9 protein-coding genes and 1 pseudogene are annotated in these 14,892 nt (G+C 65.4%); 7 read left to right on the plus strand and 3 right to left on the minus strand.

Translation table 11 applies throughout. From position 1 onward, the window contains the following. Positions 1-5: 5 nt before the first annotated feature. A complete protein-coding gene (locus tag B7X49_RS18880; protein WP_353744448.1) occupies positions 6-275 on the plus strand; it encodes a hypothetical protein in 270 nt (89 codons plus the stop codon). On the opposite strand, the gene B7X49_RS17665 is transcribed toward B7X49_RS18880, so the two are convergent. Next, the gene (locus B7X49_RS17665) at positions 185-1,477 is read right to left on the minus strand and encodes a hemolysin family protein (RefSeq protein ID WP_029313456.1); all 1,293 of its coding nucleotides are present in this window, start codon (positions 1,475-1,477) and stop codon (positions 185-187) included. The genes B7X49_RS18880 and B7X49_RS17665 overlap by 91 nt on opposite strands. A gap of 205 nt (positions 1,478-1,682) precedes the next feature. On the opposite strand from B7X49_RS17665, the gene B7X49_RS17670 reads away from it, so the two are divergent. The 4 genes from B7X49_RS17670 (at position 1,683) to serA (ending at position 8,102) form a co-directional block, all read left to right on the plus strand. Further along, entirely contained in the window at positions 1,683-4,409 is a 2,727-nt protein-coding gene (locus B7X49_RS17670; RefSeq protein WP_286705165.1) for a glycosyltransferase, read from the plus strand. Positions 4,410-4,525: 116 nt separating this feature from the next. Next, on the plus strand, positions 4,526-5,707 hold the full coding sequence (locus tag B7X49_RS17675; RefSeq protein WP_286705164.1) for a phosphoserine transaminase: 1,182 nt from the start codon (positions 4,526-4,528) through the stop codon (positions 5,705-5,707). Further along, complete coding sequence (locus B7X49_RS17680; protein ID WP_286840432.1) at positions 5,704-6,486, plus strand: PhzF family phenazine biosynthesis protein; 783 nt, start codon at positions 5,704-5,706, stop codon at positions 6,484-6,486. Before B7X49_RS17675 ends, B7X49_RS17680 begins: the two co-directional genes overlap by 4 nt. Positions 6,487-6,515: 29 nt before the next feature. Beyond that, the gene (gene serA, locus B7X49_RS17685; protein ID WP_286705162.1) at positions 6,516-8,102 is read left to right on the plus strand and encodes a phosphoglycerate dehydrogenase; all 1,587 of its coding nucleotides are present in this window, start codon (positions 6,516-6,518) and stop codon (positions 8,100-8,102) included. Positions 8,103-8,282: 180 nt separating this feature from the next. Here the strand turns inward: serA and B7X49_RS17690 are convergent, their stop codons facing one another. Together B7X49_RS17690 and B7X49_RS17695 are read right to left on the minus strand one after the other, a co-directional pair. After that, positions 8,283-9,092 (minus strand): transglutaminase family protein, encoded by an 810-nt coding sequence (locus B7X49_RS17690; protein WP_286705161.1) that lies wholly within the window; start codon positions 9,090-9,092, stop codon positions 8,283-8,285. 27 nt (positions 9,093-9,119) lie between these two features. Then, positions 9,120-10,043, minus strand: coding sequence for a transglutaminase family protein (locus B7X49_RS17695; protein WP_029313448.1), 924 nt, complete (start codon positions 10,041-10,043; stop codon positions 9,120-9,122). 235 nt (positions 10,044-10,278) lie between these two features. Here B7X49_RS17695 and B7X49_RS17700 point away from each other — a divergent pair, with 235 nt between their 5' ends. Together B7X49_RS17700 and B7X49_RS17705 are read left to right on the plus strand one after the other, a co-directional pair. Then, positions 10,279-11,145 (plus strand): transglutaminase family protein, encoded by an 867-nt coding sequence (locus tag B7X49_RS17700; RefSeq protein ID WP_286705160.1) that lies wholly within the window; start codon positions 10,279-10,281, stop codon positions 11,143-11,145. 260 nt (positions 11,146-11,405) lie between these two features. After that, positions 11,406-14,655, plus strand: a pseudogene (locus tag B7X49_RS17705) (DUF2126 domain-containing protein). The last annotated feature ends 237 nt before the right edge of the window (positions 14,656-14,892 follow it).

Below are 14,892 nucleotides of genomic sequence, written 5' to 3' on the forward strand. Positions count from 1 at the left end.
TCGATATGGCGCGGATTCTGGAAGGGGTCACGCGTAATGCAGGTAAACACGCCGGTGGTGTCGTCATCGCACCAACCAAGATCACGGATTTCTCACCGTTGTATTGCGATGAAGAGGCCCCCCGCCTTCCTTCCTCCAAGAGCCCCACCCACCGGCGATCAGTCCAACTCTCCTGCCCGAGGGTTCAGGGAACGACGGTAGGGTCGCGGCTGATGCGGACGCGTTCGACGCGGCGGCCGTTCATGGCGAGGACTTCGAATCGCCAGCCGCCGTAGGCGATGGCGTCGCCTTGGCGGGGCACGCGTTTCAGCAGGGCGAGCAGGAAGCCGCCGAGTGTGTGGTAGGAGCCGTGGGCCGGCAGGTCGCCGAGTTTGAGGCGGTGTGCCACTTCATCGACGGGTTCCAGCCCGTCGAGGTCGAAGCGGTCGGGCACGTCTTCGCCGGTTTCGGTGAGGGAGGGTTCTTCGACGTCGCCGACGATGGCTTCGAGCAGGTCGCCGACGGTAACCATGCCTTCGAAGCTGCCGTATTCATCGAGCACGAAGGCGACGCCGAGCGGGTCGGATTTCAGGCGCTCGAGCGCGTCGAGTGCCGAGATGGCATCGGGCACGGCGAGGGGTTGGCGGAGCGAGGTGGCGATCGAGATGTCTTTGCCGTCGAGCATCCGGTCGAGAATATCCTTGGCTTGGACGATGCCGACGACGTTGTCGATGCTCCGGTCGCACACCACGAAGCGGGAGTGGGGGGCCGATTTGAGGGCGGTGATGACCTGGCCGCGCGGGGCGGTGCGGTCGAGCCAGGCGATGTCCTGGCGAGGTGTCATGATGGCGCGGACCGGCTTGTCGGCGAGGCGCATGACGCGTTCCATCATGTCGCGCTCTTCGGACTCCAGCATGCCGGATTCAGTGCCTTCGGCGAGGATGGCTTTGAGTTCCTCTTCACTGACGGCCCGGCGATGCGGGTCGACCGGGCCGAACGCCCGCAGCACGACATGGGTGGTACCGCGCAGCACCAGCACCAGCGGGGCGGCTGCGCGGGCGAACAGGTCGAGCGGCAGGGCGACGAGGCAGGCAATGCGTTCGGCGTTGCGCAGGGCGAGTTGTTTGGGCACCAGTTCGCCGAACACCAGGGTCAGGAACGTCACGGTCACGACGGTGATGATCAGTGACAGTGTGCTTGCGATCGGTGCGATGGTCGTGATGTGCTTGAGTTCCGGCGTCAGGGCCTGGGCGAGTTGCGCGCCGCCGACCACGCCGGTCAGGACGCTGATGGCGGTGATGCCGATCTGCACGGTGGGCAGGAACCGGTCCGGCTTGTCGGCCAGCGTGCGTGCACGAGCGGCGCCGGAAATTTGTTTTTGCGCCATCAGCGCGAGCGCGGCCCGGCGGGACGACACCAGCGCCATTTCGGCCAGGGAAAACCCGGCGTTCAGCAGGATCAGAAAAAATAAAAGACCAATTTCAGCAATGATTTGCATGAATACCTTGAGATGAAACGATAAGTCGTACATAGCATAGACGATCTAAGCCACGGCATAACACAAGGCCATTCTAGCACGGCAGACGCGCCGAAACCGTTATAAATGCCAAGGTTTCGCCACAATCCGGCCCGTGCGATGCCGCACTGCACACGCATCTGGTGTCCAACGCAGGATGGTTCTGCGCCCAACCGGATGATGGTTCATGACGCATCAATCACAGCTTCGCCCTCTCGCTCCTCAGGTCAGCCGGCCGCGTGCCCGCTCGGGCTGGCGCAATCCTGCTTCGTGGCTGGCAGCTTTTGCCACCGCCGGAGCGACCTTCGGCATCTGGGCTGCGCTGAACCGGCCGGTGACCAATCTGCCGGGCTACAGCGGTGAGATCGGGGGTTTTGCGTTCTCGCCGTTCCATGCCGGCGAGAGCCCGCAGAGCAATGTCTACCCCAGCGTCAAGCAGATCAACGCCGACCTCGCGCTGGTGGCGACCAAGACCCATAATATCCGCACCTATACTGTGCAGAACGATCTGGGTGACATTCCGGCACTGGCCGCGAAATATCACCTGAATGTCACGCTCGGCGCGTGGCTCGACCAGCACCCCAAGGCCAACGAGGCCGAGTTGCAGAAGGTGGTGAAAATCGCCAACGCGAATGCCGACGTTAAATCCGTCATGGTCGGCAACGAGGTGATCCTTCGCCGCAATCTCACCGTCGCCGAACTCGCCGCCGACATCGATTACGTCAAATCCCGCGTCCATGTACCTGTTTCGACCGCCGAGCCGTGGCACACCTGGCTGCATCATCCCGAACTCGCCAAATCGGTCGATTTCATCACCGTGCATCTGCTGCCCTATTGGGAAGGCGTGCCGGAGAAAACCGCCGTGCAATATGCCTTGCACCGTCTGCATCAGGTTCAACGCGCCTTCCCGGGCAAGCGCGTCGTGATCGGTGAGATCGGCTGGCCGTCCGATGGCATCGACATCGGCGGTGCGCGCGCCTCACGCGTCTATCAGGCGGCGTTCCTGCGCGACTTTTTCAACATCGCCCAGAAGGAGCATCTGAATTATTTCGTGATGGAAGCGTTCGACCAGCCCTGGAAGACCAGCTTCGAAGGCCGTGCCGCCGGGTATTGGGGCATGTGGTCGCAGTCGCGTCAGCCGAAATGGTCGCTGACCGGCCCGGTCCTGCAGAACCGCGCATGGCTGCCCTGGGCGGCCGGTGCATCGCTGCTGGGTCTGCTGATCACCATCGGCCTGCTCTCGCGCCGGCCGGATATGCGGGTTGCCGGCAAGCTAACCTTTGCCGTGCTGGTGCAGGGCTTCGGCACCGCGCTCGCCATGCTGCTGATGACGATGGGCGAGACCTATCTGTCCTGGTCGGCCGCCGCGGTGTGGTCCACCCTCGCGCTGGGTCAGGCGCTGCTGCTGTTCCTGCTGATCGCCGATAGTTTCGACTTGACCGAAACCTTGTTCGGCCGGGTGCGGAAACGCCATTTCGAGCCGGTGCCGGCACCGCATGGCATGAAACTTCCGAAAGTCTCGCTGCATCTGCCGATCTGCAACGAACCGGCCGACATGGTGAAGCAGACGCTGAACGCGCTCGCCGCCCTCGACTACGAGAATTACGAAGTCCTGGTGATCGACAACAACACCAAGGACAGCGCGGTGTGGGAGCCGGTGGCGGCGCATTGTGCGCGGCTGGGTGCGAAATTCCGCTTCTTCACCCTCGGCCAATACCCCGGCTTCAAGGCGGGCGCGCTCAACTTCGCCCTGCGTGAAACCGCGCCCGATGCCGAGATCATCGGTGTGCTCGACAGCGACTACATCGTCGATCCCGACTGGCTGCGCTGCATGGTGCCGGCCTTCGCCGACCCCGTGGTGGGTTTCACCCAGTCGCCGCAGGATTATCGCGACAACGACGGCTCGATCTTCAAGCGCATGATGTTCTGGGAATACGCCGGCTTCTTCCAGATCGGCATGGTCAACCGCAACGAGCGCAACGCGATCATCCAGCACGGCACCATGACGCTGGTCCGCAAGGACGCACTGCTCAAGCCCGCGCGCGATCCAGCGGGCGGCTGGGCCGAATGGTGCATCACCGAAGACAGCGAGCTTGGCATGCGCCTGTTCCGCGATGGGTATGAGGCGGTCTATTCCAAGCGCAGCTTCGGCCGCGGTGTGATGCCGGATGATTTCAACGCCTTCCGCAAGCAGCGCTATCGCTGGGCCTATGGCGCCATGCGCATCACCCGCAAGCATTGGAAAGCCCTGCTCTCGCCGTTCGACCGCACGCTCACGCTCGGCCAGCGCTGGCATTTCGTGACCGGCTGGCTGCCCTGGATGGGCGATGCGCTGGGCCTTGCCTTCCTGTTCCTCGGCCTCGCCTGGTCGGCCGGGCTGATCCTCGACCCCGTGCGCTTCGAATTCCCGATCATCCTGTTCATGCTGCCCTCGGTCGGCCTGTTCGTCTTCAAGATCGTGCAGATCCTCGCCCTTTACTCGGCGCGGGTGAACTGCGGCCTGCGCGACCGGATCGGCGCCGCCGTCGCGGGCCTCGCCCTGTCACACACGATCGGTAAAGCCGTCTGGAAGGGCCTGTTCACCAACAAACTGCCGTTCCTGCGGACGCCGAAAATGAAGGACGCCCCGGCCCTGGTGCAGGGACTCGTGATGGCGCGGGAAGAACTCGTGCTGCTGGCCCTCACCTGGGGCGCGCTGCTCGGCGTTGGCATCGGGCATCACTGGGCGACGCCGGAAAGCAAATTGTGGTGCGTCGTGCTGTTCACCCAGTCGCTGCCCTACCTCGCGTCGGTCGGCGTCTCGATCGTGGCGGCGCTGCCGGCCAAAGTGGTCAAGGCCTTGCCGGCCCCGGCGCCCGCGCTGCTCCCCGTGTCACGCATGCCGATCTCGGCCCGCACCGCGGCGGGCGATTGATCGAAGGCCAGGGGGCTCGGCCCCCTGGCCTTGTTGCGTTCCCCACCATCATCGGCTAATGCTCGCAGCGGGTCACGTCCCCCCACCGGGACGCTTTTCTTCTGCAAGGGAGACCGATGATGGATATGTCCGTGCCGGCAAAGCCTGCCGTGCGTCCTGCCAATCCCAATTTTTCGTCTGGCCCGTGTGCCAAACGCCCTGGTTATGCGCTGGAGGCGCTGAGCGGTGCGCTGCTCGGCCGCAGCCACCGGGCGAAGGAGCCCAAGGCGAAGCTCGCCGAGATCATCACACGGTCGCGCGCCGTTCTGGGCCTGCCCGCCGATTGGCGCCTGGGCATCGTACCCGCTTCGGATACCGGGGCGGTCGAGATGGCGCTGTGGTCGATGCTGGGTGCCCGCCCGGTCGATGTGCTGGCGTTCGAGAGTTTTTCCGAAGCCTGGGCCACCGATGTCGTCAAGCAGTTGAAACTGGCCGATGCGCGGGTGCTGACGGCACCCTATGGCCAGCTACCCGATCTGGCCGCGGTCGATTTCAGCCATGACATCGTGCTCGCCTGGAACGGCACCACCTCCGGCGCCCGCATCCCCAACGGCGACTGGATCGCCGATGACCGCACCGGCCTGGTGATCGCGGATGCCACCTCGGCCGCGTTCGCGATGGATTTGCCGTTCGCGAAACTCGATGTGGTGACCTGGTCGTGGCAGAAGGTGCTGGGCGGCGAGGCGGCGCACGGCATGCTCGCGCTGAGCCCCCGCGCTGTCGAGCGCCTGACCACCTACAAGCCCGCATGGCCGCTGCCGAAAATCTTCCGCATGACCTCCGGCGGCAAACTGACCGAGGGCTTGTTCGTCGGCGAAACCATCAACACGCCCTCGATGCTGGCGGCCGAGGATGCGCTCGATGGGCTGCGCTGGGCCGAGGGCATCGGCGGTCTGCCGGCCCTGATCGCGCGCAGCGAGGCCAATCTCGCGGCGGTCGCGGCGTGGGTGGCGGCGAGCGACCGGGTTGCGTTTCTCGCGACCGATCCGGCAATCCGCTCCTGCACTTCGATCTGCCTGACCATCGCGGCACCCTGGTTCGCCGCCCTCGCTGCGGAGGATCAGGCCAAGGCGGCGAAACGGATTGCCGCCCTGCTGGAAGCCGAAGGCGTGGCCTACGATATCGCCGCCTATCGCGATGCACCGCCCGGCCTGCGCATCTGGGGCGGCGCGACGGTCGATACCGCCAATATCGAGGCGCTGCTGCCCTGGATCGACTGGGCGATCGATCAGGTGGCGGCCGAGGCGGGCGCGCGATGAAACGCCGGTTCGCGACGGTCGATGTCTTCACCGATCGGGTGTTCGGCGGCAATCCGCTGGCGATCGTGCTCGATGCCGAAGGGCTGAGCTCGGCGACGATGCAGGCGATTGCCAAAGAGTTCAATTATTCCGAAACCACCTTCGTCCTGCCGCCGGCCGATCCGGCAAACACGGCCAACGTGCGGATTTTCAACCCTGTGATGGAAATGCCCTTCGCCGGGCACCCGAATGTCGGCACCGGATTCTGGCTCGCCCGCCAGGGCGAGGCGTTCGGCCGGCCGCTGGGCGATCGCCTGGTGTTCGAGGAACTGGCAGGCCTGGTGCCGATCACCGCGATCCACCACGATGGCAATGTGGTCGGCGCCGATGTCACCGCGCCGAAGCGCCTGATGCGCGGTGAGACCATCCCGGTCGACGCCATCGCTGCCTGCCTTGGGCTCGACCATGGCGACATCGTCACCGCCTTCCCGCCCCTCGCGCGCGGCCTGCATGTGTACGTCTGGGACCCGGACGCCGCGACCACCGGCCTCGACATCCATTGCCGGATGTTCGCGCCGCTCGATGGCATTGCCGAAGACCCGGCCACCGGCAGCGCCAACGCAGCACTCGCCGCATTGATCGCGTCGACCCGTCCGCCCGGCGATCTGGTGCTGCGCATCGCCCAGGGCGATGCGATGGGCCGGCCCAGCCGCCTGCGCGCCACCGTGGACCCCGCCGGCACCGTCACCATCGGCGGTACCTGCGTCGTCATCGCCGAAGGCCATCTCTCGATCGATTGAGACTCTCCCTTTCCCCCCAAGGATTTCCCATGCCCAAAGTTCTGATCAGCGACAAATTGTCGCCCGCCGCCATCGACATCTTCAAGCAGCGCGGCGTCGATGTCGTCGTCAAACCCGGCCTCACACCCGCCGAACTGCGCGCGATCATCGGTGAGTTCGATGGTCTGGCGATCCGCTCCGCCACCAAGGTGACACGCGAATTGCTCGATGCCGCCACCAACCTGAAAGTCATCGGCCGCGCCGGCATCGGCATCGATAACGTCGATGTCAAATCCGCCACCGCCCGCGGCGTCGTCGTCATGAACACGCCCTACGGCAACGCCATCACCACCGCCGAACACGCGATCGGCCTGATGTTCGCGCTCGCCCGGCAACTGCCCGAAGCCTCCGCCTCGACCAAGGCCGGCAAATGGGAGAAAAACCGCTTCATGGGCGTCGAACTCACCAACAAGACGCTCGGCCTGATCGGCGCCGGCAATATCGGCTCGATCGTCGCGGACCGCGCGGTCGGGTTGAAAATGCGCGTCGTCGCCTACGATCCCTACCTCACCGAAGCCCGCGCCACCGTGCTCGGCATCGAGAAGGTCGATCTCGACACCCTGCTCGCCCGCGCCGATTTCATCACGCTGCACACCCCGCTCACCGAACAGACCCGCAACATTCTCTCCCGTGAAAACCTCGCCAAAACCAAAAAAGGCGTGCGGATCGTCAACTGCGCCCGCGGCGGTTTGATCGACGAGGTCGCACTCTACGACGCCCTGCAATCCGGCCAGGTCGCCGGCGCCGCCCTCGATGTGTTCGAGGTCGAACCCGCGACCGATAGCCCCCTGTTCACGCTCGACAACGTGGTCTGCACCCCGCATCTTGGTGCTGCCACCACCGAAGCACAGGAAAACGTTGCCCTCCAGGTCGCCGAACAGATCAGCGACTTCCTGCTCACCGGCGCCATCACCAACGCCGTCAACATGGCATCGGTCTCCGCCGAAGACGCGCCCAGGCTGAAACCCTATATGCAGCTGTGCCAGTTGCTCGGCAGCTTCGCCGGGCAACTCACCGAAGCGCGCCACGGCGTCATCACCAAGGTCGGCATCGAATACGAAGGCGCCGCCGCCCACCTCAACCACCGCCCGCTCTCCGCCGCCCTGTTCGCCGGCCTGCTCGCGCCGATGATGGAAGGCGTCAACATGGTCAACGCCCCCGTCTTCGCGCGCGATCACGGCATCGACATGTCCGAAACCGTCCACGACCGTGACAGTGAATACCAAACCCTCGTGCGCATCTCCGTCACCACCGGCGAGCAGACCCGCACCGTCTCCGGCACGCTGTTCGGCGGGGCCAAACCCCGCCTCGTCGAAGTCAAAGGCATCAAGGTCGAAGCCGATTTCGGCCGCCACATGCTCTACGTCACCAACCAGGACAAACCCGGCTTCATCGCCAAATGCAGCGCCATCCTCGCCGATCAAGGCATCAATATCGCCACCTTCCACCTCGGCCGCGCCACCCAGGGCGGCGACGCCGTCTGCCTGATCTCGATCGACGAAACCCTGCCCGACCCCGCCCTCACCGCCATCCGCCACCTGCCCCAAGTCATGCAAGCGACACAGTTGGCGTTCTGAAATCGGGGGTGGGACTTGGGTTAAGAAGGCCAGGGGGCTCTGCCCCCTGGACCCCCGTTAAAGGCGGAGCCTTTAAAATCCATTAGTTTTAGGCAAGGGGAGGGCGACCCAGGCCAGATCAGCTGAAAGTCCGAGGCAGCGCCCTCCCCTTCTTTTTGACCCAAGTCCCACCCCCCGATATCACGACGCCACTTCGTCGGTCACGACTGTGAAGCCGGTCAGGGTGCATTGGCCGAAGGTGGTGGTGATGGCGACGTCGGTGGCGTCGCGGCCGCGGGCCATCAGGATGCGGCCGATGCGGGGCTGGTTATGGCGGGCGTCGCAGGTGTACCAGCGACCGCCGAGGTAGACGTCGAACCAGCCGCTGAAGTCCATCGGGTCGGGTGAGAGTGGTACGCCGATATCGCCGAGGTAGCCGGTGCAGTAGCGAGCGGGGATGTTCATGCAGCGGCAGAATGTGATGGCGAGGTGAGCGAAGTCGCGGCAGACGCCGCGTTGTTCCATGAACGCATCCCAGGCGGTTTTGGTCGGGCGCGCGCTCTGGTAGTCGAAAGTGATGCGGTTGTGGACGTATTCGCAGATCGCCTGCACGCGCGACCAGCCGGGTTCGATGTGCCCGAACAGTGATATCGCGGTATCCGAGAGCCGGTCGGTTTCGCAGTAGCGGCTGCCCAGCAGGAACACCAGGATATCGGTCGGCAGGTGTTCGACGGCGATTTGCGGCGCGCCGTGGGGCTGCACATCGGGGTCGCCGTAGTCGCGGATCAGGAAGTCGCTGCGCATGGTCTGGCGGCCCGGCATGGCGACGATCCGGCTGCAGCAATTGCCGAATCCGTCGATGTAGTGGGTGACGGGTACGGGCGGGTCGAGCATCAGGCGGCTTTCGGTCAGCAGGTCCGGCTCGCGCGAGGGGTGCAGGTTCAGCATCAGCAGCATCGGGATCGGGGTGGGGCAGTCGAACGAGATTTCAAAGCCTGCGCGAATTTTCATGATGGAGTTGGTCCTTGCGAAATGGGGTCAACGAGGCTGCGGGCTCGGATCGGAGGGCGGCAGGTCGGTTCTGGTGACGGTCACGGCGACGTTCATGGCGAGGTGATCGGACGGGGCGCCGACCCAGGTGCCGGAGAGCGGCACCGCCTGTGCGGGCTCGCGGACGACGGCAACGCGGATCAGATCGCGATTGCCGACGATGCCGTTGGTCGGATCGAATTCAACCCAGCCGGCGCCGGGCAGGAACACCTGGAGCCAGGCGTGGGTGGCGCCACCGCCGATGTTGGAGCGATTGCCGCGGGCGGGCACGTGCAGGTAGCCCGATACGAAGCGGGCAGCGAGGCCGAGCGCGCGCACCGCTTCCATCATCAGCAGGGCGAAGTCGCGGCAGCTGCCGCTGCCGAGTTTCAGCGTGGTGGTCGGTTCCTGCAGGCCTTTTTCCTCGCGCGCAACGTAGGTGAACCCTTGCCAGATCGCCTGGTTGATGCCGCGCAGCAGCGCGCTGGTGCTGGTCGGCCCGTTCGGTGAGAGGAAGCGACGCGCCCAGCGATCGACCTCGTGATGCGGGTCGCGGTTATGCCGCTCGATCAGGCGCATCAGGTCCGGCATTTCATCGCCGCCGTAGGTGAAGGGGTAGGTGAGCGCGTAGTCTTCGAGGGTCAGGTCCGGCAGCGTGCCGTCTTCGGCGTGGCTCGGGTTGTGTTGCAGCGTCACGGAGCTGTCGAAGCATAATTCGGTGGTGCGGGCCCCGAAGCTTGCATAACCCACGTGATTGCCGAACACATCGAGCATCCAGCGCTGGCGGATCGGCGCGGGGTTGATGATGAGGTTGGCATTCAGAACGCGCTGATCATGGCCCTCGCGCGGGCGAAACATCATGCGGTGTTCGCCCAGCGCGACCGGCTGGCGGTAGCGATAAGTGGTGATGTGGCGAACTTCGAGAACGGGCAAGATCAGGCGCGACCGTACCGTGCGCCGTCGCGTCGCACGATCTTGGCACATGATGCGCCGGTTCCCCTGATGATGGGTCGGGTAAGGGTCGTCTGCATGGGGTCCTGCCGGTTACGCCAGCACGGTATATGTGGCGCCCCGGTGCGGGTTTCCACCGGAATCGGCGGTAAAATTCGGCTATCGGCAGGGCGGACGCAATGATACTCTCATCAAACGAATCGTCTGGACGAGTTGAATGATCCGCTACCGGCTGACCCATCGCACCACCTACACGTACCAGACACCGGCGATCCGCGCGCGGCATTTTCTGCACCTGCTGCCGCGGGTGCGACCGGGCCAGGTGCTGGCAGCGGCCACGCTGGCAATCGAGCCGGCACCGTCGAGCCGGTGGGACGAGGTCGATTATTTCGGCAACCATATCACCTCGGTCGAGCTCGATCTGCCGCATGATGAATTCATCGCCACGCTGGAGGCCGACATAGATGTGACACCACCGCAGCCGATCGCTCATGCCGGCATCACGTGGGAGGCGGTGGCGGCGGCGGCGGCGAGCGCGGCCGGAATCGCCGAATTCCGGCTGCCGACCAAACTGACCGGCACGGATGATGCGGTGCTGGCCTATGCCCAGAGCCACTTCAGCCCCGGCGCCGACATGATGGAGGCGACCACGGCGATGATGCGCGATCTCTACGCGCGTTTCCGCTATCGCCCCGGCTCGACCACGACAACGACCACCGGCCCGGCCGCGTTGGCGCGGCGTGAGGGGGTCTGCCAGGATTACAGCCACGCGATGCTGGCCAGCCTGCGCGCGCTGAAGCTGCCGGCGCGCTACATATCGGGCTATCTGCGCAGCCAGATCGTGGGCGGCGAGACTGCCTATTCCGGAGCCGAGCAGACCCACGCCTGGGTTTCGGTCTGGCTCGGCTGGCGGCACGGCTGGGTGGATTTCGACCCGACCAACGATCTGATCGTGTCCAACGAGCACGTAACCCTCGCCTGGGGCCGCGACTTCACCGATGTCAGCCCGACCTGCGGGATCATTCTCGGCGGGCGGCGGCATACGCTGAAGGTGAGCGTCGTGTTGGCACCGGCAGAGCCTTAGCGTGAAACATAGGAGAGCACTTCTTTTTTGTAAAAAAGAAGCAAAAAACTTTCTGACTCTGGGGTACGGGCGGTTTCGAGGGCACGGGCCCAAATTAACAAAGTTTTTTTTGCTTCTTTTTTGTTCACCAAAAAGAAGACCTTCCTTTCCCTTGCTCATCTCGGCCCCATCGGCACCAGCTCTCGGATTGTCAGGCGTACCGCAATGCGCCATGCGATAAATCAGGAACTCCCGATCCCCTTGCGTTGCGAAGGACCCTTATGTCGATCCATGTCGCGCTGACCCACCGCACCAGCTACCAGTACGATCGGCCGATCCGCCTCGGGCCGCAGACCATCCGGCTGCGCCCGGCGCCCTACACGCGCACGCCCATCCTGGCCTACACGCTCAAGGTCGAGCCGAAGCCGCATTTCCTGAACTGGCTGCAGGACCCGCAAGGCAATTTCCTCGCGCGCGTGGTGTTCCCCGACCCCGTGACCTCGTTCGTCGTCACGGTCGATCTGATTGCGGATATGGCGACGATCAACCCGTTCGATTTCTTCCTCGAGCCCGAGGCGGAAACCTGGCCGTTCACCTACGACCCGGTGCTGGAGCAGGAATTGGCCCCGTTCCGCCGCACCGAGGCACCGGGACCGCTGCTGTCGGCGCTGATCGAACAGGGACGCGCGATCGAGGCGACCACGGTCAACAAGCTGGTCGCCCTCAACGCTTTGGTGCAGTCGCGCGTCGCCTATGTGGTGCGGATGGAGCCGGGCGTCTGGGCGCCGGACCACACGCTGGGCGAGGGCAGGGGGTCCTGCCGCGATTCCGCCTGGCTGCTGGTGCATCTGCTGCGACATCTGGGCTTCGCCGCCCGGTTCTGTTCAGGCTACCTGATCCAGCTGGTCGCCGATGTGAAGCCGGTCGAAGGCCCGGCCGGCCCGACCCAGGATTTCACCGATCTGCACGCCTGGGCCGAGGTCTATCTCCCCGGCGCCGGCTGGATCGGGCTCGATGCCACCTCCGGCCTGCTGACCGGCGAGGGTCATATTCCGCTGGCGGCAAGCCCGGACCCGATTTCGGCGGCACCGATTTCCGGCGGGGTCGAGCCCAGCGGCGTCGATGACCAAACCCTATAGCGAGGCGGTGTGGCAGGATATTCTCGCAACCGGCGCGCGGGTCGATGCCGCGCTGCTGGTCGGCGACGTGCGGCTGACCATGGGCGGCGAGCCGACCTTTGTTTCGGCCACCGATATCGATGCGCCGGAATGGAATATCGACGCGCTCGGCCCGACCAAGCGCACCATGGCCGGCCGGCTGCTCCGCCGGCTGGCACCGGCCTGGGCACCGGGCGCCGCGCTGCAATACACCCAGGGCAAATTATACCCCGGCGAGCAATTGCCGCGCTGGGCGCTGCACGCCTATTGGCGGGCCGATGGCGAGCCGGTCTGGCAGGATCAGGCGTGGCTCGCGAGCGATGACGACACCGACACCGCAACCACCGACGATGCCGCACGGTTCTGCGCCGCCCTGGCCGAGACACTGCACATCGACCCCGCCCTGGTGATGCCGGCCTACGAGGATGTGCACTACTATCTCTGGCGCGAATCCCGCCTGCCGGCCAACGTCCGCGCCGAGGCGAGCAAGATTACCGACCCGATCGAGCGCGCCCGCCTCGCCCGCCTGTTCGCCGGCGACCTCGGCCAATCCGCCGGCAGCGTGCTGCCGCTGCGCCGGGTGGCCGATGACGCGGGGCGCCAATGGCAATCGGCGCGCTGGAATTTTCGCGGCGGCGATCTGGTGCTGGTGCCCGGCGATTCACCGATCGGGCTGCGCCTGCCGCTCGACAGCCTGCCCTGGGAAGACCCCGCCGCCACCGAAATCGACTCCCCGCCCGATCCGTTCGCCCCGCACGAAGCATTGCCGAGTGCCGCCGCCCTGCGCGAGTTCGTCCCACCCAACGGCCGCGTCGCCGCCCAACGCGCCGGTACTTCGGGCGCAAAATTGCTGGGCGAAGCGCCCGGCATCGTCCGCACCGCCTTGGCGGTCGAGGCGCGCGGCGGCATGCTGCATGTGTTTCTGCCACCGCTCTACGAGGTCGAGGATTTCCTCACCCTGGTCGCGGCGATCGAACGCGTCGCCGCCATGCAAAGCCGCAAGATTTTCCTGGAAGGCTACCAGCCGCCCGACGATCCGCGCCTGCTGAGCTTTTCCGTCACCCCCGACCCCGGTGTGATCGAGGTCAATCTGCCGCCCGCCGCCACCTGGGCCGAGCACGTCGGCCGCACCCTGCAACTCTACCAACTCGCGCGCGAAACCGGCCTCGCCGCCGAGAAATTCATGCTCGATGGCCGCCACGTCGGCACCGGCGGCGGCAATCACGTCGTGATGGGCGCGGCCGAAGCGACCGACAGCCCCTTCCTCCGCCGCCCCGATCTGCTGAAATCCCTGCTCGGATTCTGGCACAATCACCCAAGCCTGTCGTATTTGTTCTCCGGCCTGTTCATCGGCCCCTCCAGCCAGCACCCCCGCATCGACGAGGCGCGGGAGGATACGCTGCTCGAACTCGAAACCGCCTTCCGCCAGATCAAGCCCGGCGCCGAAACCCCGCCCTGGATCATCGACCGGCTGCTCCGCAACATCCTGACCGACATGACCGGCAACGGCCATCGCACCGAATTCTGCATCGACAAGCTCTACGCCCCCGGTTCCGCCTCCGGCCGGCGCGGCCTGGTCGAATTCCGCGCCTTCGAAATGCCGCCGGATGCGCGCATGTCGGTCGCACAGGCCCTGCTGATGCGCGCCTGCGTCGCCGCCTTCTGGCAGACCCCCTACGAGCGCCGGCTGATCCGCTGGGGCGCAAGGCTGAACGATCAGTTCATGCTCCCGCACTACGTGGCCGCTGATCTGCGCGACGCGATCGAGGAGCTGGCCGCCCGCGGCTTCCCGATCGACCCGGCCTGGTTCGTGCCACATCAGGAGTTCCGCTTCCCGAAATTCGGCGCCGTCACCGTCGCCGGCATGCAACTCGAACTACGCCACGCGCTGGAACCCTGGCACGTGCTGGGCGAGGAACAAACCATCGGCGGCACCGCCCGCTACGTCGATAGCGCGGTGGAACGCGTGCAGATCGCGGTCTCCGGCTGGGTCGATGAACGCTTCGCCCTGACCTGCAACGGCATCACCGTGCCGCTCACGCCCACCGGCGCGGCCGGCGGCTTCATCGCCGGCGTCCGCTTCAAGGCATGGTCGCCGCCCTCCTCGCTGCACCCGCTGATCCCGCCGCAAACGCCGCTGGTGTTCGACGTGATCGACCGCTGGTCCGCCCGCGCGCTCGGCGGCATGACCCACCACACCATCCACCCCGGCGGCCGCGGCTACGAGACGTTTCCGGTCAACGCGAACGAAGCGGAAGCCCGTCGCCGCTCCCGCTTCTTCGCCTTCGGCCACACACCAGGACCGGTCGACCCCGCAACCCCCAGCACCAGCCTCGAACACCCAAGCACACTCGACCTGCGCCGGTTTGTGTGACGCTGGGAAGGAAACAAGGCGGGGGGCTTTCCCTCCGGAGCCATTCAAGCGATGGAGAGCAACGCTGGAACCTTCGGCTCCGCCTTTAAGGAAACTCTGAAAAACCCTTTACGATACGTTTTCGGTATGATTCATTGGGTTTGACAGAGAGGATGCCCCTGGATGCAGCGGAGTTTTGCTGAGTATGACGGTTTCCGGAAACAGCGGAAGGTCACCCGTCGGGACGTGTTTCTGGCG

The organism is Acidiphilium sp. 34-64-41, from assembly GCF_002282635.1.
GTDB classification, from domain to species: domain Bacteria; phylum Pseudomonadota; class Alphaproteobacteria; order Acetobacterales; family Acetobacteraceae; genus Acidiphilium; species Acidiphilium rubrum.

Coding starts and splice junctions, on each gene's coding strand:
- B7X49_RS17680 (WP_286840432.1), top strand. CDS start 5,704: ATGAAACGCCGGTTCGCGACGGTCGATGTCTTCACCGATCGGGTGTTC.
- B7X49_RS18880 (WP_353744448.1), top strand. CDS start 6: ATGGCGCGGATTCTGGAAGGGGTCACGCGTAATGCAGGTAAACACGCC.
- serA (WP_286705162.1), top strand. CDS start 6,516: ATGCCCAAAGTTCTGATCAGCGACAAATTGTCGCCCGCCGCCATCGAC.
- B7X49_RS17670 (WP_286705165.1), top strand. CDS start 1,683: ATGACGCATCAATCACAGCTTCGCCCTCTCGCTCCTCAGGTCAGCCGG.
- B7X49_RS17700 (WP_286705160.1), top strand. CDS start 10,279: ATGATCCGCTACCGGCTGACCCATCGCACCACCTACACGTACCAGACA.
- B7X49_RS17690 (WP_286705161.1), bottom strand. CDS start 9,092: ATGAAAATTCGCGCAGGCTTTGAAATCTCGTTCGACTGCCCCACCCCG.
- B7X49_RS17675 (WP_286705164.1), top strand. CDS start 4,526: ATGATGGATATGTCCGTGCCGGCAAAGCCTGCCGTGCGTCCTGCCAAT.
- B7X49_RS17665 (WP_029313456.1), bottom strand. CDS start 1,477: ATGCAAATCATTGCTGAAATTGGTCTTTTATTTTTTCTGATCCTGCTG.